The 21,477-nt window shown below is 63.4% G+C and carries 21 protein-coding genes; 3 read left to right on the top strand and 18 right to left on the bottom strand.

What is annotated here, in order from left to right; translation table 11 throughout:
• From IE097_RS11415 to IE097_RS11405, 3 genes are all read left to right on the top strand, one after another.
• Positions 1 to 536, top strand: a 536-nt coding sequence (locus IE097_RS11415; RefSeq protein WP_189460794.1) for a DUF2345 domain-containing protein, incomplete at its 5' end; no start/stop codon positions are given.
• Positions 537 to 546: 10 nt separating this feature from the next.
• Positions 547 to 2,769 (top strand): M23 family metallopeptidase, encoded by a 2,223-nt coding sequence (locus IE097_RS11410; protein ID WP_189460792.1) that lies wholly within the window; start codon positions 547 to 549, stop codon positions 2,767 to 2,769.
• Positions 2,770 to 2,779: 10 nt separating this feature from the next.
• A complete protein-coding gene (locus tag IE097_RS11405) occupies positions 2,780 to 3,547 on the top strand; it encodes a hypothetical protein (RefSeq protein ID WP_189460790.1) in 768 nt (255 codons plus the stop codon).
• 338 nt (positions 3,548 to 3,885) lie between these two features.
• Here IE097_RS11405 and IE097_RS11400 read toward each other — a convergent pair whose 3' ends face one another.
• The 18 genes from IE097_RS11400 to IE097_RS11315 form a co-directional block, all read right to left on the bottom strand.
• On the bottom strand, positions 3,886 to 4,578 hold the full coding sequence (locus tag IE097_RS11400) for a class II aldolase/adducin family protein (protein ID WP_189460788.1): 693 nt from the start codon (positions 4,576 to 4,578) through the stop codon (positions 3,886 to 3,888).
• Positions 4,579 to 4,640: 62 nt separating this feature from the next.
• Positions 4,641 to 5,417, bottom strand: a complete 777-nt coding sequence (locus IE097_RS11395) for an ABC transporter permease (RefSeq protein ID WP_189460787.1) — start codon at positions 5,415 to 5,417, stop codon at positions 4,641 to 4,643.
• Between the two features lie 10 nt (positions 5,418 to 5,427).
• Complete coding sequence (locus IE097_RS11390; RefSeq protein WP_189460785.1) at positions 5,428 to 6,246, bottom strand: ABC transporter permease; 819 nt, start codon at positions 6,244 to 6,246, stop codon at positions 5,428 to 5,430.
• 1 nt (position 6,247) lies between these two features.
• Positions 6,248 to 7,450 carry an MFS transporter gene (locus IE097_RS11385; protein ID WP_189460783.1) on the bottom strand — a complete coding sequence of 401 codons (1,203 nt, stop codon included), beginning with the start codon at positions 7,448 to 7,450 and terminating at the stop codon, positions 6,248 to 6,250.
• Positions 7,447 to 8,511: a PhnD/SsuA/transferrin family substrate-binding protein gene (locus IE097_RS11380; RefSeq protein WP_189460782.1), complete on the bottom strand. Its 1,065-nt coding sequence runs from the start codon at positions 8,509 to 8,511 to the stop codon at positions 7,447 to 7,449. The genes IE097_RS11385 and IE097_RS11380 overlap by 4 nt, the downstream gene beginning before the upstream one ends.
• Positions 8,508 to 9,587, bottom strand: a complete 1,080-nt coding sequence (locus IE097_RS11375; protein WP_189460780.1) for an aliphatic sulfonate ABC transporter substrate-binding protein — start codon at positions 9,585 to 9,587, stop codon at positions 8,508 to 8,510. The genes IE097_RS11380 and IE097_RS11375 overlap by 4 nt, the downstream gene beginning before the upstream one ends.
• A gap of 18 nt (positions 9,588 to 9,605) precedes the next feature.
• Positions 9,606 to 10,016: an ExbD/TolR family protein gene (locus tag IE097_RS11370; RefSeq protein WP_189460779.1), complete on the bottom strand. Its 411-nt coding sequence runs from the start codon at positions 10,014 to 10,016 to the stop codon at positions 9,606 to 9,608.
• On the bottom strand, positions 10,016 to 10,723 hold the full coding sequence (locus IE097_RS19480) for a MotA/TolQ/ExbB proton channel family protein (protein WP_189460778.1): 708 nt from the start codon (positions 10,721 to 10,723) through the stop codon (positions 10,016 to 10,018). Before IE097_RS19480 ends, IE097_RS11370 begins: the two co-directional genes overlap by 1 nt.
• 9 nt (positions 10,724 to 10,732) lie before the next feature.
• On the bottom strand, positions 10,733 to 11,527 hold the full coding sequence (locus IE097_RS19320; protein WP_229797549.1) for an energy transducer TonB: 795 nt from the start codon (positions 11,525 to 11,527) through the stop codon (positions 10,733 to 10,735).
• A gap of 13 nt (positions 11,528 to 11,540) precedes the next feature.
• Positions 11,541 to 12,581, bottom strand: coding sequence for an ABC transporter substrate-binding protein (locus tag IE097_RS11355; RefSeq protein ID WP_189460776.1), 1,041 nt, complete (start codon positions 12,579 to 12,581; stop codon positions 11,541 to 11,543).
• A gap of 9 nt (positions 12,582 to 12,590) precedes the next feature.
• Positions 12,591 to 13,760, bottom strand: coding sequence for an LLM class flavin-dependent oxidoreductase (locus IE097_RS11350; protein ID WP_189460774.1), 1,170 nt, complete (start codon positions 13,758 to 13,760; stop codon positions 12,591 to 12,593).
• 202 nt (positions 13,761 to 13,962) lie between these two features.
• The gene (locus IE097_RS11345) at positions 13,963 to 15,249 is read right to left on the bottom strand and encodes an amidohydrolase (protein ID WP_229797548.1); all 1,287 of its coding nucleotides are present in this window, start codon (positions 15,247 to 15,249) and stop codon (positions 13,963 to 13,965) included.
• Positions 15,250 to 15,333: 84 nt separating this feature from the next.
• Positions 15,334 to 17,568: a TonB-dependent receptor gene (locus tag IE097_RS11340; protein WP_229797547.1), complete on the bottom strand. Its 2,235-nt coding sequence runs from the start codon at positions 17,566 to 17,568 to the stop codon at positions 15,334 to 15,336.
• Positions 17,569 to 17,867: 299 nt separating this feature from the next.
• Positions 17,868 to 18,548, bottom strand: coding sequence for a hypothetical protein (locus tag IE097_RS11335; RefSeq protein WP_189460771.1), 681 nt, complete (start codon positions 18,546 to 18,548; stop codon positions 17,868 to 17,870).
• 16 nt (positions 18,549 to 18,564) lie between these two features.
• On the bottom strand, positions 18,565 to 19,359 hold the full coding sequence (locus IE097_RS11330) for a DNA adenine methylase (RefSeq protein ID WP_189460769.1): 795 nt from the start codon (positions 19,357 to 19,359) through the stop codon (positions 18,565 to 18,567).
• Positions 19,307 to 19,528 (bottom strand): Com family DNA-binding transcriptional regulator, encoded by a 222-nt coding sequence (locus IE097_RS11325; protein WP_189460767.1) that lies wholly within the window; start codon positions 19,526 to 19,528, stop codon positions 19,307 to 19,309. Before IE097_RS11325 ends, IE097_RS11330 begins: the two co-directional genes overlap by 53 nt.
• A 136-nt stretch (positions 19,529 to 19,664) precedes the next feature.
• On the bottom strand, positions 19,665 to 20,147 hold the full coding sequence (locus IE097_RS11320) for a DUF4376 domain-containing protein (protein WP_189460766.1): 483 nt from the start codon (positions 20,145 to 20,147) through the stop codon (positions 19,665 to 19,667).
• An 18-nt stretch (positions 20,148 to 20,165) separates the two neighbouring features.
• Positions 20,166 to 21,476 carry a hypothetical protein gene (locus IE097_RS11315; protein WP_189460764.1) on the bottom strand — a complete coding sequence of 437 codons (1,311 nt, stop codon included), beginning with the start codon at positions 21,474 to 21,476 and terminating at the stop codon, positions 20,166 to 20,168.
• Position 21,477 lies beyond the last annotated feature (1 nt).

The following is a 21,477-nucleotide window of genomic DNA, read 5'->3' as shown; positions in this document are numbered from 1 at the left end:
GTGACCAGGCCGGCCAACAGCCGCTGGTCGTCGTCAGCGCCCCCGCCGGCCTCGCCCAGACCACGCCGAACAGCCAGGCCATCGCCGCCGGCAGCAACCTCGACCTGATCGCCCAGCGCGACACCCAGCAGACCTCGGGCCGGCGCTGGATTCATAACGTCGGCGAACACATCAGCCTGTTCGTTGCCGGCGTCAAAGACCAGATCGCGCTGAAGCTGATCGCCGCCAAGGGCAAGGTGCAGGTGCAGGCGCAGAGCGACAACGTCGAGATCAATGCGGCCAGGGACATCCAGCAGACGGCGAACCAGAAGGTCGTGATCAATGCCGGGCAGGAAATCCTGCTGACTTCTGGTGGCGGGTACATCCGCTTAAAGGGCGGCAATATCGAGATTCATTGCCCGGGCAAAATCGACGTCAAAGGCGCAAGCCACAGCTTCGATGGGCCAGCCAACATGAAAATGCCGATCGACAATTTACCGCGCTCGGAACTGCTCATTGACACACAGAGAAAAGCGAAATACCCGCTTTCGCTTTAAGGAACAAGTGATGCATATCAGCCCGCCATTCCTACCAACTCGAGCAGCAAACCAAACCGAAGAAGCCTGGCTTGCCTTGGCCATGACGACACCAGCCTCTCGAATCAGTAACACTGGGGCACCGGAAGGCTCATTTCCTCTAAGCAATCAGCTGCTCTGGCATAACGGACAACATTTAGAGGGTCAAGCCGGGGCCGATGGTCAAGCCCACGCACGGGCAATTGCGGATGGCGAGGTTGTATATGTCGGTACGCCAAAGAAGTCTAACGACGATGTTAACGATGCGCAGAATCTGAATCCGTTCGGAGAAGGCACTAGCTGGACAGATAACGGCTGCGTCATTCTTCGCCATGCAACTCACATTGGTGCCTATGGCCAAGACACGACGGAAATAGTCTACTTCAGTCTTTATATGCATCTAAGCCAATTGGCCTCCGTGACTGGCCCAGATAAAAAAAAGAGAGCACTAAAAGCAGGAGACAAAGTTGCGCGCAAAGATGCAATTGGAGAGGCTGGGAGAATATATGGCCATACACGCCAACTACACGTAGAAATCTGTTTTGACCAAGATAACCTAACTCGATTGATCGGCCGAGTCCCTGATTGGGTAGATGCCACGGCCATTCCGGCACCAACCGAAGATGGTCGTAGAGATTGCGTTTTTGGCGACATCTGGTTCTACCTACCCGCTACTACGCCTACATCAAGTAATGCGCCAACCAATCATCTGCGAAGCCCAAGCCAAAGCACGCTTGGTCAAGAGCTATGGGTACGCATGCGGTATGCAAGTGGCGACTGTACCGTAGAAAGCCTAAGTGTCACGGGCCAGTCTCTTGGTGAGGTTCCGTTACGAAACGGCGAATACAACCTTTACAACGAAGCAAGCCGTCGCCACAAGGCCATGCCCCAAACTGATCGAGCGAGCAGCAGCCTCAGCGGGTGGTATGAGCTCCTTCGATTCGGGCGGAACTTGGGGCGCAGTCTCACGGAGCGCGATCCCTTGCCAGCCAACGTGGCCCACTGGCGTCAGATACAAGGCCCCAACGGACAACCCGTTTGGGCCGACCTCAACGCGGAAGGAAGCTTCAAGTTCAGCGATGCTGACTTTTTGCCAATCCAGGGCTGGAATTTTATCGATGACGATACGCAAGCAAACGATCAGCGTTGCGACTCCCCGCACCTGAAAGAATTGATTGCAGACTCCGACACAAGCAATGCTCAGCGGTTAGAGGTGGTCCAGCTTGCTACTCGGCTTGGCGATCGTGAGGTCGCCAGAAAACTGCGAAGAATGATCTGCCGTTTCCCGAGCGAATGGGACCAAAATAGCATTTCAACCCGATATGGGTTTTTACTTGACCTCGAGTCTTTTAAGGACAACCCCGACGCATGGACTGCGCAAGAAGCACATTTGCGCGCCCTGAGTTTTACCGACCTCCCCGCAGAGTACCTCGCTGCTGATTGGAGAGTACATCCGGCAGAATATATTGGTTTCCTTCGGAAATGTGTTTGGTTACAGAGAAAGGACCTGAAGAAAATTTTCAACGGCATTGCAGATGCCTATTTGACACAGGTGCTTGATGAGCTGAACAGGATCTCCGGGAAACACTTCCTGAACTCGACGTTGCGACAAGCGCATTTTCTTGGGCAAATCCGCCAAGAGGCAGGCGCTACAATGGCCGCAACTTCTGAAAATCTCAATTACGCCCCCTCAGTATTGAAGAGTAAATTCAGCTACTACTCAGCACACCATGCAGAAGCGGATCAAGACGGCTATGAAAAAGATGCGAGGGGTAATATCACCCGCCGTGCCGATCAAGAAACAATTGCAAATAAGGCCTACGGAGGACGCAACGGCAATAATCAGCCGAGGGATGGCTGGCTGTATCGGGGCAGAGGCTTAAAACAAGTCACCGGCCGAGGGAACTACCGTAGCTTTACTAATGACTATAGGGGCTCTTGGTCAGCTGGCTGGCAGGATTTTGAGGCAAACCCGGACGAGCTATTGAATTTCCCATATTCTCTACGTTCTGCCGTATGGTTCTGGACCGCTAACGAATGCATGAACCCTGCGGATGATGGGATTACTGACAACCATATCGACCGTGTCACCGCTAAGGTGAATGCAGGTGAATTGGGACGTCGACAACCCGATAACACATATCGTCCAGCGGCGGACAGTCCGGCACTGAATCGACGACGATACGCAAAAGATGCCTACGATCATCTAATTTAGGGAGTGCAGTGTGAAACAGATTTTCCTTCTACCTTTGCTCGCCGTGATGGGCACTGCCCCAGCGCATGCTCAACTGACACTAGAGCAAGCGATCAGCCCCAAAAAGGCCGAACAATATGTACGCTCAATTCAGCGATCCGAACTTGATGCATACGTACTTAAGAATGGCGCACCTTATTTGTACGAGGACGGTAGAACTAGCAACGTTGGTCTAACTGCTGTGACGTCACATACAGAATACGCTTGGCGATTGGATGAGCATGACGTTCTCTATTCCTATGTCAAAGCTTTTCGGTCGGATACAACCCCGCCGCCGGCTTGTAGCGTTGACGCTCCTCCAGATAAAGCACTGAGAGACTCAGAGTGCGTTAAGTCGATCGTCAATTTTGCCGAATGCCATTTGTTTGTGTTTGATTCAAACAGCAAACTAGTTGCGGTGCAGCCATTGAAAATACCGCAACCCGATTATATAGTTGCCAAGCCTTCGTGCTTTGACGTTCATGCAATGGCACCTGCAAAAGCAGTTAAGCATGGCATGCTAATCGTGGCCAGTTATTATGACAGTCGATGGACATGCATGGCAGGGCAAGACTGCGCTTCCAATGGCCTACTTGCTTTTCCAGACCCTCTGTACAAAACGACATTTCTGGTTCGCTTTAATAAAGATGCGAGTGGAAAATTGCTTTTGTCGCAAGATACCAGCTGCCTTGAGCCGTTGAATAACTATTCGACGATTGCAGCTGCGAGGCGGGCACTGGAAAAGAAAGGCTGTAATTAGCAGCCATCCGAGCGGCGTCAGTTCCGAAACCTTTGAACAGGCTGCGGCGTGAGGCAGGCATTTATCTACTGAACCCGAGTCCTCCCACTCCAACTATCGAGCCATTACACAATTAATGGTAATCTCGGCCGAAAAGCTGACGACCACACAAGACACGTATGACCGTATGCTTCCGTCACTTATTGTTCGGTAGGCCAGTCGCCTGCGCACGCATGACCAGCTCCGTGGTCATAAGCTTGTTATGTCGTTCGCTATTTTAAAACACAATCTGAAACATACGGGCGGCGAAACGTCCGGATGCCGCCCGTGGTCGAGCACAGCCTGACTCGGCCGCTCACTCAACCCGCTGCTGCCGGATACAACCCGCCCATGCGCCACTGCTGCTCCAGCACGCCGGGGCCGAATTCCTTGCCGCCGCCGAGCTGCTCGGCCAGCCCCTGGAAGTACGCCGCTTCTTCGAGCAGCAGAATGTATTTCGACACGGCAAGGATGTCCGTTCCCCAGAACGTCGCGCCGCCATTGGCTTCGAGAATGGCCGGGGTGTGCGGGTTTTCGGCGATCCGGTCGAGGATGAAGCTGGCTTCGCTCGGCCGCCGGTCGATATAGACCGGGATCTCGCGTGCCAGCGTCACCCGCTGGGCCGGCGCATAGCGGATCGGCAGTACCCGGTGGGCGCTGGCCCAGCCGCCCAGATACGGCGTATGCACGTGGATCACGGTGCCGATTTCGGGCCGCTGCGCGAACACCGCGCTGTAGCGCGCGCCACCGGCACCCTGCCGGCCGTTGCCGGAAAGCGGCGTCCCGTCGAAACGGATCACCGCCGGCTCGGCCGCGTCGTCGTCCCACGGGCCCGACGCCGACTGCACCACGAGTGCGTCCTGACCGGGTACGCGGGTGATCGCCTGGAAGGTATTGGTGGCCGACAGCGTGCGCGTTTCGCGCAGCACCCGGCTGGCCTGCGCGAAGTCGCGTTGCGCCTGCGCGATGAAGTCCGCCAGTTCGATCTGCGGATTGGTGTGTTTGTCCGACATCATGTGCTCCTTGTTGATTCGTCAGTGCCCGTTCAGGCGGAAATGGGAAACGGCTGCGGCGCTCAGGTCGACACCGCGTCGCGCCAGCGCAGCAGCCAGCGCGCCAGCCATTCGAACAAGCGGCTCAGCGTGTAGCCGAGCACGCCGATCACGGCTACGCACACCAGCACCACATCCATGCGCGCACCGGTTTCGGCAGTGAACATCAGCGTGCCGAGGCCCGGGCCGGCGGCAAACAGCAGCTCGGTGCCGACGGCCGCCATCCAGGCCACCGCCAGCGATTGCGACACCCCGGTCAGCACGTTCGGGCTGGCCGCCGGCAGCGACACCTGCACGAAGCCCTGCCACGGCGACAGCTTCGAGATCGCCGCCAGCTCGCGATAGCGCCGGTCGACGCCACGCAGTCCTTCATACGTACCCAGCAGGGTCGGAAAGAAGGCCGCCATGGCGATGACAAAGAGCTTGGCCGGCTCGCCATTACCGAGCCACAGCCCCAGTAACGGCGCCCAGCCCAGCAGCGGCACCTGTCGCACGGCGTTCAGGACCGGCGTCAGCGCACGGTCGAGCGGCCGCAGCGATGCGGTTGCCACGGCCAGCGCAAATCCCGACCCGGCACCGATTACCAGCCCCAGCGCCATCCGCGACACGCTGGCCGCCAGCGCATGGCCAAGCTCTCCGCTGGAAAGCAGTTCGTCGATGCCGGCCAGCATCTGCCCGGCCGGCACGAAGACCATGGCGTAGGCCGGTCCCTGTCCGGACAGCCATTGCCACAGCACGAGCAGCAGCAGCGGCAGCACCAGCGGCTTGCCCTTGCGTAAACGTTCTGCGAAAAGACTCATCATCGCCTCCTCAGCGCTTCCAGCGCGTGGTCAGGGTTTCGAGCTGACGCACGCTGCGGTCGAGCGCGAAGCCGATCACGCCGGTCAGGACGACGCCGAGCATGACGATGTCGATACGGAAGATCTGCCGCGCCATTTCCATCATCTGGCCGATGCCGTTCTCGGCGGCGATCTGCTCGGCAACGACGAGCAGCATCCACGAGCGGTCCAGCCCGATGCGCAGGCCGGTCAGGATCGACGGCAGCGTGGCCGGCAGCAGCAGGTGGCGGATGACGGCCGGCCGCGACAGCTTGTACAGCCGCGCAACCTCGAAGTAGCCGCGCGGAATGTTCCGTACCGCATCGTGCGCGGCGATCGCCACCGGGAAGAACACGCCCTTGACGACGATGAGGATCTTGAACGTCTCGCCGACCCCGAAGGCAAGGATGAAAGGCGGAATCAGCGCAATCGTCGGGATGTGCCGGAACAGGTGGAACAGCCCGCCAGCGTAATCCTCGACATTGCGAGACACGGCCAGCGCCGCGCCGAATGCCAACCCGCCCAGCGCGCCGATTCCGAAGCCGACCGCCAGCCGCGACAGGCTCACGCCCAGATGTCCTTGCAACTCGCCGTCCTGCCATAACGCAATACCCGCGTCGGCGACGGTCAGCGGCGACGGCAGCAATTGCGGCGAAATCCAGCCACTGGCCGACAGCGCCGACCAGACCAGCAACAGCAGTGCCGGCACGGTCAGCGACGACCACGGCAGGATCGATCGCCATGCCGGCCAGCGCACCGGCCACGGCAGGCTGATCGTTTGTACGGCTACGAATCCGTTCGGTTTGTTCATCTCAGGCTCCCGCCGCATTCAGCCGGACCCGCACCGCATGGCGGCCGGCATGCAGGCGGCACGCCACCGCCGTCAGCAGCACCAGCGGAATCCAGGCAAGGAACACCTGCTGCATCGGCAACCAGCGGTTCAGTACGCTGCCGGCCATTGCGCCGGCAAACGCCCCGGCCATCGACGCCAGATTGAACAGGCCGGAAATGCGGCTTTTGTCCATCCGGTGACGACTGAGCTGCCCCATGTTCAGCAGGTGGATCATCGCCGCCCCCAGGCTCATCAGCACCGCGCCAATCGCCAGCGACACGAAGCCACTCCCCAACCCCAGCAAGGCCAGCCCGGCACTCGCCGCGATGATACTGGCCGGATATACCCGCCTTGCACCCAGCGTCTCGACCACCCGGCCCAGCCCCAGCAACCAGAGCACCGATGCCGCGCCCTGCACCATCACCAGCTGCAGCGCCTCGGCCTTGCTCATGTGCAGCGACTGGATCGCCACGACGACGATGAAGGTGCCGTAAAGCGCATTGGTCGCCCCGGCCAGCACTTCGATCAGGCAGCTGTTGCCGATCTCCGGGCTGCGGAGCATGTCGCGCAAACCGGCAATCATCCCGGCCGGCGCCTCCACCGAAGGCCGCGCTTCCGGCAGGAAGGTATGGCCGTACATCGCCATGACGGCAAAGCTCGCGGCGACGACGGCGAAAATGCCGACATGACCGAGCCGCGCGCCGAGCAGATCGGCCGCCAGCGGGCCACACAGGCCGATGCCGACGACCAGTGCCGCCCGGTACCAGCCGGCCCGGTTGCTGCCGGCGTGCTTCAGGTGTTCGAGAAAGGCGCTGTTCATCGAGACGATCCGGAACGGAATGCACAGGCCGATCAGCAGCTGCGTCAGCGCGATCGCGTACCAGATGCTGGTGAACGGAATCAGCAGGTTCAGCAGCAGCGGTCCGAGGCTGGCAATGAAATACACGCGCCGCGCGCCGAAGCGGGCGATCAGGAAGCCCGCCGGCACCGTCACCAGCACCATGCCCAGCGATTCCATTGCCGAGATCAGGCCGACCTGCGCCGCATCGGCGCCCAGATGCAGCGCATAGAACGTCGTCACCAGCTTGGCCGTGCCGATGGTCGCGCCGCTGAGCATCGCCAGCAGCACGAAGTGCAGCAGGAAACCGCGCGGCGATGCACCGGCGTCGCGGGCGGCATTCATTGGCGGGCCACTTTCGTATCGGTCCAGAACTGCGTCAGCCCGAGCGACTTGAGCGCAGCGTCGACGAAGCGCGGCTCGAACGTCGCCGGCATGTCGACATCGCTGCCGGTCAGCTTCGCGCCCTTGGCGTAGCGCGCCACGTCGCGGTAATGCGCGGCGAGCGCATCGGTGAATAGCGGCGAGGCGCGCTGCTTCCATGCGGTCGCATCGCCGTCGTAATCACGCCGGAGCACGCTTTCGGGCAGGCCCGATGCCGACTGCAGCCGGAGATAGGCATCGCGGTTCTGCTCCAGCGACGCCCAGTGCGCCGCCTTCACGTACGCGTCGACGACGAGCTGGGAGATGGCTGGATTGGCGGCAACGAACTCGCTGGCGCCCCACAGCTCGGCGCGCATCTGCCAGCTTTCCGGCGACTGCTTCGAGTTCCAGATGATCTTGCCGACACCCTTGTCGACCAGCAGCCACGCGTCCGACAGCGTGAAGAACGCATCGACGCTACCCGAGCTGAGCGCCGCTGCGCCGGCCTGCGGGTTCAGGTTCACCAGCTTGAAGTCGTTCTGCCCGAGCCGGTTGGCCTGCGCCAGCTGCAGGAACGGAAACTCCCACGGCCGGCCACGGTGCAGCGCGATGCGCTTGCCCTTGAGGTCGGTGATCGACCTGGCGGTGGAGTTGGCCGGCACGACCAGATACGTCGTCGACGTGCCGCCCGGCACCAGCAGCTTGGTCCTGATGCCCGAGGCATTGGCGATCACCGAGGGCAAGTCACCGTAACCGGCGAAATCGATCCGCCGGTTGGCAAAGGCCTCGTTGATCTGCGGCCCGACTGCTGCGGTCGACACCGGCACCCATGTCAGCTTGACGCCGCGCTTGGCCAGCGCTTTTTCCAGATCGCCCTGCTGCGCGATCAGCCCGGATACGCCCGAGTAACTGGTCTTTCCGCCGGTGGCGTAGGAAATCGTCGAAATGCGGACCTCGCGCACCGCATCGGCGGCAGACGCCAAGGCCGGCAGCAGGGCGAGCAGTGCCGACAGTGCGGCGGTCAACAGCGGTTTGCGTTTCATGTCTTGTCCGTCAATTGGGTTCGGGCGGTCCGGTTCAGCACACGCTGCAGCGGCGCCGGATCGATCCACTGGTCGATGTCGAGGTCGCCCGGCAGGAAGCCGTGCGCCAGCAGGAAATCCTTGAACTGCCCCAGCGCAGCAATGGCCTCGGCCTGCAGGCCGGTGCCGAAGCGCTGGTGCACCTCGTCGCCGTACGCCAGCCGCAGCCACGGCTCGGTCGAGCTCGTTTCGCGCCCGAGTTCGTAATGCACCTGCTTGCGGTTCACCCTTGCCCAGCCGTCGACGTCGACCACACGGGTCAGGAATCGGTCGACCAGATCCGGCCGCTCGGCCAGCAGCGCCGCGCTGACGGTGATCGGCCGTGGCGAGCCGTTGTTGATGCGGATGGCCGGATCGGGATGGAAGCCGATGTCGGTGATCACCCGCGCACCGAGCAGCTGCGCAGTTTCGAGGCCTAGCGAGCCCTTGGCGTAGATCGCGTCGACCTCGCCGCGCACCAGCGCCCTGCCCTCGGCCGCATACAGCGACCGGCTGGTCACGCTGCCCGGGTTGGCGAAGTGCGCGCGCAACGGCTCGGCGTCGATCGGCGTGGTGCTCACCGGCACATCGACCAGCTCGACGTCGGCCAGCGTCAGCCCGGCGAGCGACAGCGCGCTGGCAAAGCCGCGCAGCGCGGCGGCCCGGAAAATGTCGATGCGCTCGCCGGCGCGCAGCGGCAGGCCGATGCGTTTGCCCTTGAGGTCGGCGATGTCGCGGATGCCGGCCTGCGGCAGCGCCAGCAGCACCTGCGATTCGTCGATCCAGCTCAGCCCGATCACGCGGGTGTCGGCGCCGGCGGCGCGCGCCCAGATCGCCGGAATGCTGCCCCCCTGACGGAAGGCATTGGCCAGCGAGTGATCGACATGCGCATGCCGGACGGCATCGGCGCCGGCCTGCTGCATCGACCGGACGCGGACCGGCTCACCGGCGAAGGCGTCGTCGAGCCAGCCCAGATGGGCGGCGATACCGAGCGGTGTCGGCACCGGGCAGCGGGTGAACCAGAGCGTATCGGGAGAGGAAGTCGTGGAGGTCGTCATGGTGTATCCGTCAGGAGATCAGCTGCCCGGCTGGGTCAGCACCGACAACCGAGTAATGCCGGCGCGCTCGATGCTGGCCATCGCCTTGGCGACGTGGCGGTAGGCCACGCCCTCGTCGGCCTGCAGGTTCAGGCTGATGTCGGCAGTGCCGCGCTTGAGCGCGGCCAGCTCGGTTTCGAGTGATTCGGCCTTCACTTCGCGCTTGTCGATGAACACGCGCTGCTGTTCATCGATGCTGACCGTGACGGCTTTTTCCGGTGCCGGCGCGGCGGTGGCCGCGGTCTTGGGCAGGTTGATGTGGACCGCGTTGTTCAGCAGCGGCGCGGTGACGATGAAGGCGACGAGCAGCACCAGCATCACGTCGACCAGCGGCGTGATGTTCATTTCGCTGAGGACTTCGTCGCCCTGGCTGGAGGTCGAGATGGCCATCAGGCTGCGACCTCCTTGAACGCCACGCCGCGCACCACCGTCGGTGAGTTGGCCGCCGGGCGGATGCGGAAGCCGTTCTGCTGCGCGAGGTTGACGAAGTCGGTCGCGAAATCGTCGAAGTCGGCGCCGGCCAACTTGAGGCGGCGCAGGAAGAAGTTGTAGGCCAGCACCGCCGGCACGGCGACGGCAATGCCGACGCCGGTGGCGATCAGCGCCTCGCCGATCGGGCCGGCAACGACGTCGATGCTGGCCGATGCCGCGTGACTGATCGCGCTCAGCGCATGGATGATGCCGAACACGGTGCCGAACAGGCCCACGAACGGCGCAGTGGAGCCGATCGACGCCAGCACCGCCAGTCCGCTTTCGAGCGAACGGCGCTCCTTGTGGATCTGCTGGCGCAGATGCCGTTCGAGCAGCTCCTGCCGGTCCCAGCTGTGTTCGAGATCGTGCACGGTGCCATCGCTACCACGCAGCGCGGCAAAGCCGCTTGCCGCCAGCCGGGCCTGCGGGCCGGTCGCGTCATCGAGTGCGGCAGCCTGCTCAAGGCTGGCGGCGGCCCAGAACGCCTTGCCGTAACGGCGGTCCTGCTGCGCGATACGCCAGTGCTGCCAGCCCTTGATCAGGATCAGCGACCAGGTCAGCACCGAAAACACGCCCAGCGCCCACAGGGTGCCGTCGACGATCAGGGTGGTCAGGAATTCGGACATGATTTACCTCTAGTTGGCGAGTTTGAATTCGATGGGAACGATGGCCCAGCTGTCGACCGGTGCGCTGCCGCGCTTGCCGGGTACGAAGGCCCAGCGTTTCACGGCCTTGATCGCGGCCTCGTCGAGCATCTTCCGGCCGCTCGACTGCTTGATCTCGATGCGGTCGGCGCTGCCGTTGGCGAGTACGAAGACCCGCAGCAGCACCTTCTCTTCCCAACCCTGGCTCATCGCCATCGGCGGGTAATCGGGTGCCGGGTTGTGCAAATAAGCGGTCGAGCCGTTGGCTTCGGTAACGGTCTCGGCGGCTGCAGCGGGCGCGGCAGCCGGTGCCGGCTCGCGGCTGACGGCAACCGTATCGGCTGCAGGCGCAGCGGCCGTCGTGTTCGGCACGGCAACCGGGCGAGCTTGCGGCGTGACCACCGCGGCTTTTGCCACCTGGGGTTGCGGCCTGGCCTGAGGCACCGGCGGACGCGGCACCGGCGGTTTGGCCGGCTGCGGGAGCGGCTTGGCGGCCTGCGGCAGCGGTTTGGCCAGCTCGATCCGGATCGGCGGCACCTTGGCCGGCACGATGGCCGGCGGCGGCGCTTTCTGCCCGGACAGCAGCGCTGCGCCGCCCCAGTGCACGGCGGCAACCAGCAGCGCCAGCGTCAGCCAGATCCTGTACGGCGCGGCCGGTTCGTCGGGCAGCACGACCGTTGCCGGGGCCACCCGGTGAACCGCCGGTGCCGGTCGCAGTGCGGCATTCCGTTGCGCAGCGCGACGCGGGGCACGGCCCCAGCCGGTCGCCAGTTCGGCACTGGTCATGGCGTTCTCCCGGTCATGCGGAAATCCGACGCGCGTGTTCGGCCAGCGCGGCCAGCGGCGCCGGGTCGATCCAGGCATCGATGTCGACGTCGGCCGCGAGGAAGCCGTGCCGTAGCAGGAAATCCTTGAAGGTTTTCAGCCCGGCGATCGACGTCGCGGCCAGATCGGTCTGCAGCTGCGTGTGTACGCTGCGGCCGTAGGCATAGCGCACCCACTCGTCCGACGCGTCGGTTTCGCGGCCGATGTAGGCGACCGCGTCGTCCGGGTGTGCAGCAGCCCAGTGACCGGCGGCGACCACCTGGTCGAGGAAGCGTGCAACCAGATCCGGCCGGGCATCGATCAGCGCCTGGTCGACCGTCAGCGTGCGCGGCGTGCCGTTGCCGTTGCGCACCAGCGGGTCCGGGTGTCGGCCGAGGTCGGTGACGACATGCGCGCCCAGCATGTGCACGGTCTGCAGGCCGAGCACGCCCTTGACGAAGACCGCATCGACGTCACCGCGCAGCAGCGCCTGTACCTCGTTCAGATAACCGTGGCGCCGGCTGCCGCCAAAGGGGCTCGGATACACAGGCTGGTCGCCCGCTTCATTCGGTGGAGGATCGCGCAGGTCGACCAGCTCGACCTCATGCAGGCCGATCGCTTCGAGGGCCAGCGCACTCTCGTAACCCTTGAGCGCGGCGGCACGCGTGAAATCGATGCTGATTTCGTGTTTCGGCAGCCCCAGCCGCCGGCCGCGCAACCCGGCGATGTCCGCGATCCCGCTGCCCGGCAGCGTGACGATGCCCTGGAACTCGTCGGTCCACGACAGGCCGATCACCCGCGTGGTCGCACCGCGCGCACGGGCCCAGATCGCCGGGATGTTGCCGCCCTGGCGGAACGAGTGCGCCAGCGTGTGATCGAAATGCGATTCGCGCAGCGCGGGGTCGCCGGTTTCCTGCAGCGAGCGCACGGTGATGCCGTCGGGTCTGAAGGCCTGCTGCAGCCAGCCCTGCTGGAAGGCGATGCCCAGCGGTGTCGGCACCGGGCAGCGGGTGTACCAGAGTGTGTCGATGCTCATCGTCTCCCCCTAGGCCACTTCGGCCAGCGGTGTCGGCGCCACGCTGCGGCGGGCCGCCTGTGCCACCAGCGGCAGCACTTCCTCGCCGACGCGGTACGCTTCTTCGAGGTGCGGATTGCTGGCGAGGATGAAGGAACTGACGCCGATGTCGACGTACTCGGCCAGCCGCTCGGCCACCTGCTCGTGGCTGCCGACCAGCACGCAACCGGGGCCGCCGCGGATCTGCGACATGCCGGCCCAGATGTTGGGACCGACGATCAGGTCGTCGAACTGCTGGCTGCCGCCGTGCAGCGCCTGCTGCCGCGCAGCGCCGACCGATTCGGACTTGCCGCGCTGGCCACCGAAGCCGAAGCCGCGCGTCGTATCGCTCACCGTGGCATGCATCTGCCGCAGCTCGGCCCATGCCTGCTCCTCGGTTTCGCGCGCCAGCACGTCGATGCGCATGCCGAAGCGGATTTCGCGTTCGATGCCGAGCGCGTCGAGCGTGCGGCGGGTCTTGTCGATCACTTCCTGCTGCTTCGCCAGCGGCTCGCCCCAGGTCAGGTGGATGTCGCCATGCTTGCCGGCCACGCGCATCGCCGCGTCGCTGGCGCCGGCCAGATAGATTTGCGGCACCGGCTGGGCATCCAGCGGATGCAGCAGGCCGCCGCCTTCGACGCGATAGTGTTTGCCGTCGTAATCGAACGGCGCGCCGGCACTCACGCCGCGGACGACGTCGAGGAATTCCTCGGTGCGCGCATAGCGCTCGTCGTGGGCGCTGAAATCGCCGTAGCCGCGCTGTGCAACCGGATCACCGCCGCTGATGACGTTCCACTCGACCCGGCCGCGCGAAATGCGCTGCAGGCTGGCCGACATCTGCGCCGCGTACGCGGGCTGGATGAAATGCGGTTGCAGCGCGATCAGCAACCGAAGGCGGCGGGTTTCGCGCGCCAGTGCCGCTGCCACGACCCACGGCTCCTCGGTCATGCGGAAGATCGGGATCAGCGCGCCGTGGAAGCCGTTGATCTCGGCGGCGCGCGCCACCTGCGCCAGATAGTCGATGTAGCCGAAATCGTCGTTGTCGACCTTCGGCGCAACGCGCGAACCGGTCTGGCGATTCCATTCGCCGCGAGTGTGCAGATCGTGGGCGCGACGGCCGTCACCGTGCTGCGGCAGGCGCCAGAGGAAATCGAGGGACATCGTGGATCCTTGTGATGAGTGATCGCCCATGGGGCTTTGAACCAGTAATTAGCAGCAACCGTGCCAGCACACGAAAACCGCCACACACCAATGTTTTAAAAGGAAATTTTCAAGTCATGACCGGACCAGCAACCCCACCCAAGCCGGATGCTGCTGCACACGCGACAACCAGCTGGTGACGGGGTGGTGGTGCATCACCACCTCACTCACCACCAGCCCTGAGGGTGTCAAGCATCAGCCCGGCAAGCACGCGCACACCGACCCGCAGCGCCGCGTCGTCGACGACGAAATCCGGCGAATGGTTCGGCGCGGCGCGGCCGGCCGCGATGCCCGGCGGGGTGACCCCAAGCCCGACGAACAGCGCCGGCACGGCGCGGGAGAAATAGGCGAAGTCGTCGGCGGCATAGCTGCCCGCCCCCAACGTCACCCGGCCATCCGGCGCCAGCGTGCGCAGCACCGGCAGGTAGCGATCGACCAGCGCCGGGTCGTTGTGGCCGGACGGATAGCCTTCGGTGATCCGCGTTTCGGCCCGCCCGCCGGCACTGGCCGCAATGCTGCCGGCCGTCTGCTGCAGCCGCGCCAGCACCGCCTCGCGCTGCGCTGGCGAGACCGTGCGCACGGTGCCTTCCAGCGTCACGGCTTCGGGAATGATGTTCTGGCGCACGCCGCCGTCGATCCGGCCGACACTGATCACCGGCGCGGCCTGCGCCTGCAGGTCCGACTGCCGGCTCGGAATCGTCTGCCACGCCAGTACCACCTGCGCCGCCAGCGTCACCGGATCGATCCCCGCCCACGGAAACGCCGCATGCGTCTGCCGGCCGATGATGCGGGTGACGAAGGTGTCCGAACCGGCGGTGACGCGCTCGCGACTCAGCGACACGCTGCCCGACGGCCCCGGGCCGACGTGCAGGCCGAAGAAGACGTCCGGCTTCGGATCGGCCAGCACGCCCTGCTTGATCATCAGTGCCGCGCCGCCCTCCTCGCCGTCGGGCGGGCCTTCCTCGGCCGGCTGGAACACCAGCTTGACCGTCCCGTGCAGTTGCGTGCGCCGTTGCGCCAGCAGGGTGGCGACGCCGAGCGCCATCGCCACATGCGCGTCGTGGCCGCAGGCGTGCATCACGCCGACGTCGCGGCCACTCCAGGTGCTGCGCGCGGTCGAGGCGAAAGGCAGGCCTGCCGGCTCGGTCACCGGCAGCGCATCGAGTTCTGCACGCAGGGCCACGGTCGGCCCGGGATGGTCGCCGCGCAGCACCGCAACCACGCCGGTGCCGGCGACACCGGTTGTCACCGCGTAGCCGAGCGGCCGCAGCGCATCGGCAACCAGCGCAGCGGTGCGGAACTCGCGGTTGCCCAGCTCCGGATGCCGGTGGATGTCGTGCCGCCAGGCGACGACTTGCGGATCGATCCGTTCGATATCGGCATCGAGCGCCGACCACGGGCCGGCATGCGCGGCACCGGCAAGCGCCAATGCCAACAGGAGGATTTTCATGGGGAGTTCCATGCAGCGGCCGGTTGCCGGCCGCGGAGATCGGTCCGCGCCCGCCGGGCCATGACGGCCCGGCGGCGACGCGGTTCAGAGCTTGCCGGTGAAGGTCAGGCCGAAGGTGCGCTCGTCACCCCACAGCGACTGGTAGGCGCCGTAGGACGGCACGAGGCCGAGCTTCTTGTACTGCTTGTCGGACAGGTTGTTGCCCCACAGCGTGACGCTGTACTTGTCGCCGAGCGCGAAGTAGGCCAAGCGCGCGTTGATCAGCGTATAGCCGTCCTGCCACAGGTTCGGATCGGTCTGACGCGTGGCGCTGAAGTACTCCTTGGCGCGGTAGATCAGGTCGCCGCCCAGCGAGATGGCGCCGTCACCCAGCGGCACGCGGTAGTCGCCACCGAAGCCGGCCGTGGTCTTCGGCGCACGGGCAAACGAGTTGCCGACCGCCCAAGGCACGTTGTCGAACTCGGTGTACTTGGTGCGCAGGAAGCCGAGGTTGGTGTACAGGCTCAGCGCACGGGTCGGCTGGCCCTTGAACTCGAGTTCGAGCCCGTCGGCCCGGCCCTTGCCGGCGTTCGACAGGGTTGCGACGCTGTCGCCGGTACCCAGTGCCGACGGCGCCAGCGCAAACACCTGAATGTCCTTGTAGTCGTAATGGAACGCTGTGGCGTTGAAGATCAGCCGTTTGTCGAACCATGCGCTCTTGAAGCCGATCGAGTACTCGGTCAGGTATTCCGGGTCGACGGTATTGAACGACGCATCACTGTCGGCGCCGGTGTTGTAGCCGCCGGAACGGAAGCCGCGGGCGATGCGTGCAAACACCAGCGCGTCGTCACTGAGGCGGTACTCGGGCGAGAAGTCCCACGTCGGCGCCGACCAGGTGTTGTCCTGCTGCTGCGACAGCGTCACCGGCAGGCCGTTGCTGCCCTGCTGCCACCAGTTGCCCGAATCGCCAAGCGCGATACCCGGCTTGGCCGTCACGCCGTGCAGGTCGATCTGCTTGCGCTCGCGCGTCCAGCGCAGGCCGGCGGTCACGTTGAAGCGGTCGGTCACGTTGTACGTCGCGCTACCGAAGATTGCCTGGCTGTCGGTATCCTGATTGAACCAGGTCCGCTGGTAGGCCGTGCCCGCGGCACCTTTCGGGCCATTGGCCAGCGTGCCGGTCTGCGCATCCGAGCCGAGGTTTTCGCCGAACAGATGCAGGCCGGCGATCCACGTCAGCGTCTGCTTCGGCGACGAGGTCAGCCGGAATTCCTGCGACCACTGGCCGGAGCCCAGATTGCTGTGACCGCGCGCGACCTCGTTCGGCGACGCGTCGTTGTCGCCGAAGAACTCGCGGTCGACGCGCTCGTAACCGGTGATCGACGTCAGCGTGATTCCCTGCGGCAGCGCCCAGTGCCCGGTCAGCGCCGCGCCGCGGGTTTCGATTTCGTCGCCCGACTGCGCGTTCAGCGCCACGTGGTCGACATCGGACGACGCCTTGAAGCCGTACAGATCCTTGCCGTTGAAGATCCCGGTGCTGCGCCACGGGTTGCCCGCACCGGTGTACTTGCGTGCATGCACGTTCAGCAGCAGGTCGGAATCGTCCGACGTCAGCGCCAGCAGCTGCGCCCGCACCGCGTTGTCCTTGAAGCTGCCGAACTGCTCGCCGGTGTAGTCGTTGGTGATCGAACTGTCGCCCTGCTCGTGGTAGACCGAGACGCGCGCCGCCAGTCGTTCGTCGACCAGCGGGGTACCGACGGCACCTTCGAACACGTTGCTGCGGTTGTTGCCGAAACCGAGCTTGGCGTAGCCGTCGGTATCGAAACCCGGTTTTTTCGACAGCACGTTGATCGCGCCGCCGATGGTGTTCTTGCCCCACAGCGTGCCTTGCGGACCGCGCAGCACCTCGACCCGGTCGAGGTCGAACAGCGGCACGCCCTGGCCGAAGACGTTGTTCAGGTAGACGTCGTCGAGATAGAAGCCGATCGGGCTCAGCGAGGTCGGCGACGGATCGTTGCTGCCGACACCGCGCAGGAACCAGCGCGGCCGCTCGCGTCCCTCGGTCGACTGACCGTTGAAGTTGGGCACGTAGCGGGTGATGTCGTTGACGGTGCGCAGTTCGTCATTGCGGATTTCGGCACCGCCGAGCGCGGTCACCGCGACCGGCACGTCCTGAATGCCCTGCTCGCGCCGCAGCGCGGTGACGACGACCGACGACAGCTCGACGCCATCGGGGTTTTTGGCGCTGCTCGTGGTGTCCTGGGCGTGGACCGGTGCGGAAAACGCGCCGGCAAAGCCGAGTGCCATCAGCACGGCCAGTTTGCGTTGACGGGGATGTTGCATCTTGTAGTGGCTCCCTGAAGCATGAATCGGATGCTGCGACTCCCTCGTTCGGGGAGCGCGTGAGTGACAAACCGGGTCATGCATCGCAATTCGCGTGCCAGCAACAAAACACCTTCAAATTCAATTGATTAGAAGATTTGCCCGATCACAGGGAGGGACCGGCTGTTGCAAGCCGTACCGCCCATGGTGGCCAGCTGGTGCCCCATCACCTGTAGCGCCGCGAGATTTTTGGCACCGATTGGCACCACTTTTGTCACGCCCCCCCCTTCCCTGGATTCACGAATGTTTTGGCACGGCGCTTAGGTCGGCCCGTGGTAGGTTGCTGCCTCTTCTTGGTATATGAACACCTCTTTGGAGACTTGCAGACGCTGCTCGCCCTCTACACCATCGGCAGCTATGTAACTGAGGATCAAACTGAAGGCATGGCGGCCAGTCGTCGAACGAAATCGAAGATCGCGCGTATCGTCTGTGCCAACGAAAGCGAATCTCGGGGGCTGCGCGTCGATCCCAGGCACATCGGTCGACACCCTTACCTCAGCTGCGCCAGAACCTCGGTTCACGATCGTGAAATCGGCATAAAAACCAGAGTTATCGCCTGAGCCGCTGATGAAACGAATTTGAAAATTTGGCCTCGATGCCGCACGTTTTTCTCGCGCAGCCAGTTCTGCCTGCTGCTGCTCATGCAAAAGCTGTTGTTGCTGGGTCTCGGACATAATCCGCTGCTGCTCAACGGTGTTCCGCAGCTCTTCGGCTTGCAACCTCAGTGCCTCGCTGTTCTGCCTCAACTCCTGGCCTTGCTGGATGTAACCAAGCACCAACCAAAGGAACGCAACGGGGGAGAAAAAGCCTGCAAGCACGTTCCCCCATCCATCCAGCGTCACGGGACGTGTTGCCAGCGAAGAGCACGCCAGCAGCACTCCGCCTACGATCCATAACAACGAGGCACCAACGCCAAACTCGAATACCGTTGGTTTCCGCATATCCCCTCCTTTTTGACTAAAACAAACCGCCCATCATAGTCGGCCCCCAGTTGCAGATCACCAGCTCACGGCTGGTCTGTGGCGCGCCGTGTGTGTTGCCGGTGCTGTACTTGATATCCAGTCCTTCCATCCAGAATCCGTCGAATACCTCGCGGATCGCCGGGTGGTCGTTGATGCTGACCATGACCTTGCCTTTGCAGGTCCGCATGAACTCGGCCATCTGGAGATAGTTGTCGAAGTCCCACGGCACGCCGTAACCCTCGGTCTCCCAGTACGGTGGATCGCAATAGATAAAGGTATGGGCACGGTCGTAGCGCTGGACGACGTCCTGCCACGACAGGTGCTCGATGTAGACACCGGCCAAGCGCCGGTAGGCGGCGCGCAAGTTGTCCTCGACGCGGCACAGGTTGGTGGTTGGCGCGGTCGTTGCCGTGCCGAAGGTTTGCCCCTGCACCTTGCCGCCGAACGAATGCTGTTGCAGGTAATAGAAACGAACCGCACGCTGGATGTCAGTCAGCGTCTCCGGTGCCTTCTCCTGCTCCCACTTGAACACCTGACGGGCGCTGGGCATCCAGCCGAGTTGCCGAACGAATTCGTCCAGGTGGTGCTGCACCACCCGATATAGATTCACCAGTTCGCCGTTGATGTCGTTGAGCACCTCGGTCTTGGCCGGTACTGGCCGCATGAAGAACAGCGCCGCGCCACCGGCGAACGGTTCGACGTAGCACTCATGCGGCGGAAAAAGCGGGAACAGCTTTTCAGCCAGGCGACGTTTGCCGCCCAGCCAGGGAATGATCGGACTCGCGTCCATGATTCGCTCCTGGTGTGGGCGCTCGCTGGCGCACTGGTGTGAGGCTCTCGGCCTTCAGATGATTCAAGGCCCGACAACGTGGGCACTTGATGGTGAGGAGGGTGTATTGGCCTTCGGCCAGTTTGCGGCCGCAATGGCCGCAGCGGATTTCGTGCGCGTTAGATTTCATTCTGCAAGTGCCAAATAAACCGCTAAACTGCCGGCGCTTTCGGCCGAAGGCGGCAGTCTTGGGTTGGCTTGCAGGCTACGACTGCGGGTCAGCTGTCCGGGTGGGTGTTAGCGCACCCACCCGGTCACTGTCTTGTTTACTGTGCTGGCCAGCCCGGCACGAACGATTCAAGCTGTTCTCGGGTCATCGTCGCAATGTCGGATTCCATCGCAAGGCGGCGCTGGTAGATCTCGGCACCGCGGGTCACGCAGGCGGCCCATAGCTGCTGAAGCTGCGCCAGCGTCGTCGGCACCGCAGCGCGATCGGCATCCACCCAGACGTTGCCGGGAACGATGCCGGCGAGCAGCGCGTCGCGAATGTCCTGCAGTGCCTCTGGCGTGGTGCGCCAGCGATGGCTGGCATGATCGAGGCTGGCGGCCCGTTCGGTAAGCTCCCAGCCGGGCAGCGTGGCGAGCGCTTGATCCCGCAGCGAATCAAGCCCAACTGCCATTTCGGGCGTATTGCCTTCGGCGATCCATGCTTCGTAGTCGTCCCACCAGCGATGGCCGCGAGGGATGCTGGTTCCGTCTTCAAGTCGGATGACTACGTCCGTGTTTTGGGTAAGTTTGTATGCAGTCATGATCGGCTCCCGTTCGGATCAAAGTTCAGCATCGGCAGTCCATCCGTAATAGATGACTTGTGTTTGCGGGATGTTTTGCGCGGATGAAAACTGAACAAAAATGGAGCCCGGCCCGCCATCAGCTAGAGCAGTACCGGGGTAATCGACAGACCCTGACCGGATAGACCCTAAAGCCCCTGTTACGTGATTGATTACCGTTTTGGCTGGCGTTTCTCGTTTTGTTACTGCGAATCTTGTGGAGTTGCCCGGGAAATACAGCGCTGGAACGCCAGCGCCAGAACCAGTGCTGATGTCGCCGATACTAGCGACGCCAGGGGCTACATTAATTCGGAAGCTCTTCTCGTAATACCGCTGGCACATCGCCAACTCGACTGGTGCAGGTCGTTGCTCGAATGGCGTCGCGACCGAACCTTCCTCAAGCTGCACTTGGGCAATGTCGAACGTGCCGGATTGCTGACCGATATTCGACGATCGATCTGCACTCGTAACACCGGCATCCAGCCACAAGACGACAGACAGGTAGTCATTCCCGCCGGAGATGGATTTTCCGGACATCGTTGGCAGCACCCCCGAAACCGTGAACCGCTTCCATGCCGTCGTGAGCGCGACTTGTTGTTTTACCAGCCCGCTGGCCTGCGCAGACCCGCTCGACCCGAAGGATTGGTACAGCTCAACACCAATGTTTTTGGCCGAATCTGCCTTGGCGTAGAAGCTCAGCGTCACCGGTTTACCGGCCAGTGTGCGGACGTTTTCGATGCGCTGCTGAATGGTTACGAAGTTGTTTGCGCCTGCAACTGAGGCGACAACGGCGCGATGGAAGAAGGTCGGCTCTCCCGGAACTTCGGTCTGACCGGGGGGAAATGCCTGTTGGCTGGGCGTGACTGTTGAGCCTAGGACGTAGGCCAGGAAACGGTCAGCCAGATAACTGGACGAGGTTACAGGGGCGGATGTCGTGCCGCGCTGCCAGAAGTCGAAATTGCCGTTGATGATCCGGTTACGGAAGTTGACGCTGCCGGCGGAGCCTATCCGCGCAGATACAAACTCGGTTGTGGCCAGCTTTGTACTCGCGTCGCCAGCCGTAGGCGTCGGCCCAGACACGGAGCCAATGAAGTTGGCACCAGTAAGCAGCGCGTACTTGGAGTACTTCTGGAGCAACGCCTGCCACAGATTGTCATTGGACGACGAAGCCGGAATTCCTATCGCCACAGCAGGCGCCATGATCTCGGCGTAGACCGCATTGAGCCAATCAGCAGTGACCGGCGTCCCCAGCGTCGCAGTAGACGGATTACCGTCGTGGAAGAGGCTGTCGGGTGTTTGAATCGGCAGCATC

It is taken from the genome of Jeongeupia chitinilytica (genome assembly GCF_014652315.1).
GTDB lineage: Bacteria > Pseudomonadota > Gammaproteobacteria > Burkholderiales > Chitinibacteraceae > Jeongeupia > Jeongeupia chitinilytica.
This window is presented reverse-complemented; position numbering and strand designations above follow the sequence as displayed.

What these genes read in the sequence shown, in the direction of transcription:
- IE097_RS11410 (WP_189460792.1), top strand. Translation starts at nt 547, where the DNA reads ATGCATATCAGCCCGCCATTCCTACCAACTCGAGCAGCAAACCAAACC.
- IE097_RS11400 (WP_189460788.1), bottom strand. Translation starts at nt 4,578, where the DNA reads ATGTCGGACAAACACACCAATCCGCAGATCGAACTGGCGGACTTCATC.
- IE097_RS11395 (WP_189460787.1), bottom strand. Translation starts at nt 5,417, where the DNA reads ATGAGTCTTTTCGCAGAACGTTTACGCAAGGGCAAGCCGCTGGTGCTG.
- IE097_RS11390 (WP_189460785.1), bottom strand. Translation starts at nt 6,246, where the DNA reads ATGAACAAACCGAACGGATTCGTAGCCGTACAAACGATCAGCCTGCCG.
- IE097_RS11385 (WP_189460783.1), bottom strand. Translation starts at nt 7,450, where the DNA reads ATGAATGCCGCCCGCGACGCCGGTGCATCGCCGCGCGGTTTCCTGCTG.
- IE097_RS11380 (WP_189460782.1), bottom strand. Translation starts at nt 8,511, where the DNA reads ATGAAACGCAAACCGCTGTTGACCGCCGCACTGTCGGCACTGCTCGCC.
- IE097_RS11375 (WP_189460780.1), bottom strand. Translation starts at nt 9,587, where the DNA reads ATGACGACCTCCACGACTTCCTCTCCCGATACGCTCTGGTTCACCCGC.
- IE097_RS11370 (WP_189460779.1), bottom strand. Translation starts at nt 10,016, where the DNA reads ATGGCCATCTCGACCTCCAGCCAGGGCGACGAAGTCCTCAGCGAAATG.
- IE097_RS19480 (WP_189460778.1), bottom strand. Translation starts at nt 10,723, where the DNA reads ATGTCCGAATTCCTGACCACCCTGATCGTCGACGGCACCCTGTGGGCG.
- IE097_RS19320 (WP_229797549.1), bottom strand. Translation starts at nt 11,527, where the DNA reads ATGACCAGTGCCGAACTGGCGACCGGCTGGGGCCGTGCCCCGCGTCGC.
- IE097_RS11355 (WP_189460776.1), bottom strand. Translation starts at nt 12,581, where the DNA reads ATGAGCATCGACACACTCTGGTACACCCGCTGCCCGGTGCCGACACCG.
- IE097_RS11350 (WP_189460774.1), bottom strand. Translation starts at nt 13,760, where the DNA reads ATGTCCCTCGATTTCCTCTGGCGCCTGCCGCAGCACGGTGACGGCCGT.
- IE097_RS11345 (WP_229797548.1), bottom strand. Translation starts at nt 15,249, where the DNA reads ATGAAAATCCTCCTGTTGGCATTGGCGCTTGCCGGTGCCGCGCATGCC.
- IE097_RS11340 (WP_229797547.1), bottom strand. Translation starts at nt 17,568, where the DNA reads ATGCAACATCCCCGTCAACGCAAACTGGCCGTGCTGATGGCACTCGGC.
- IE097_RS11335 (WP_189460771.1), bottom strand. Translation starts at nt 18,548, where the DNA reads ATGCGGAAACCAACGGTATTCGAGTTTGGCGTTGGTGCCTCGTTGTTA.
- IE097_RS11330 (WP_189460769.1), bottom strand. Translation starts at nt 19,359, where the DNA reads ATGGACGCGAGTCCGATCATTCCCTGGCTGGGCGGCAAACGTCGCCTG.
- IE097_RS11325 (WP_189460767.1), bottom strand. Translation starts at nt 19,528, where the DNA reads ATGAAATCTAACGCGCACGAAATCCGCTGCGGCCATTGCGGCCGCAAA.
- IE097_RS11320 (WP_189460766.1), bottom strand. Translation starts at nt 20,147, where the DNA reads ATGACTGCATACAAACTTACCCAAAACACGGACGTAGTCATCCGACTT.
- IE097_RS11315 (WP_189460764.1), bottom strand. Translation starts at nt 21,476, where the DNA reads ATGCTGCCGATTCAAACACCCGACAGCCTCTTCCACGACGGTAATCCG.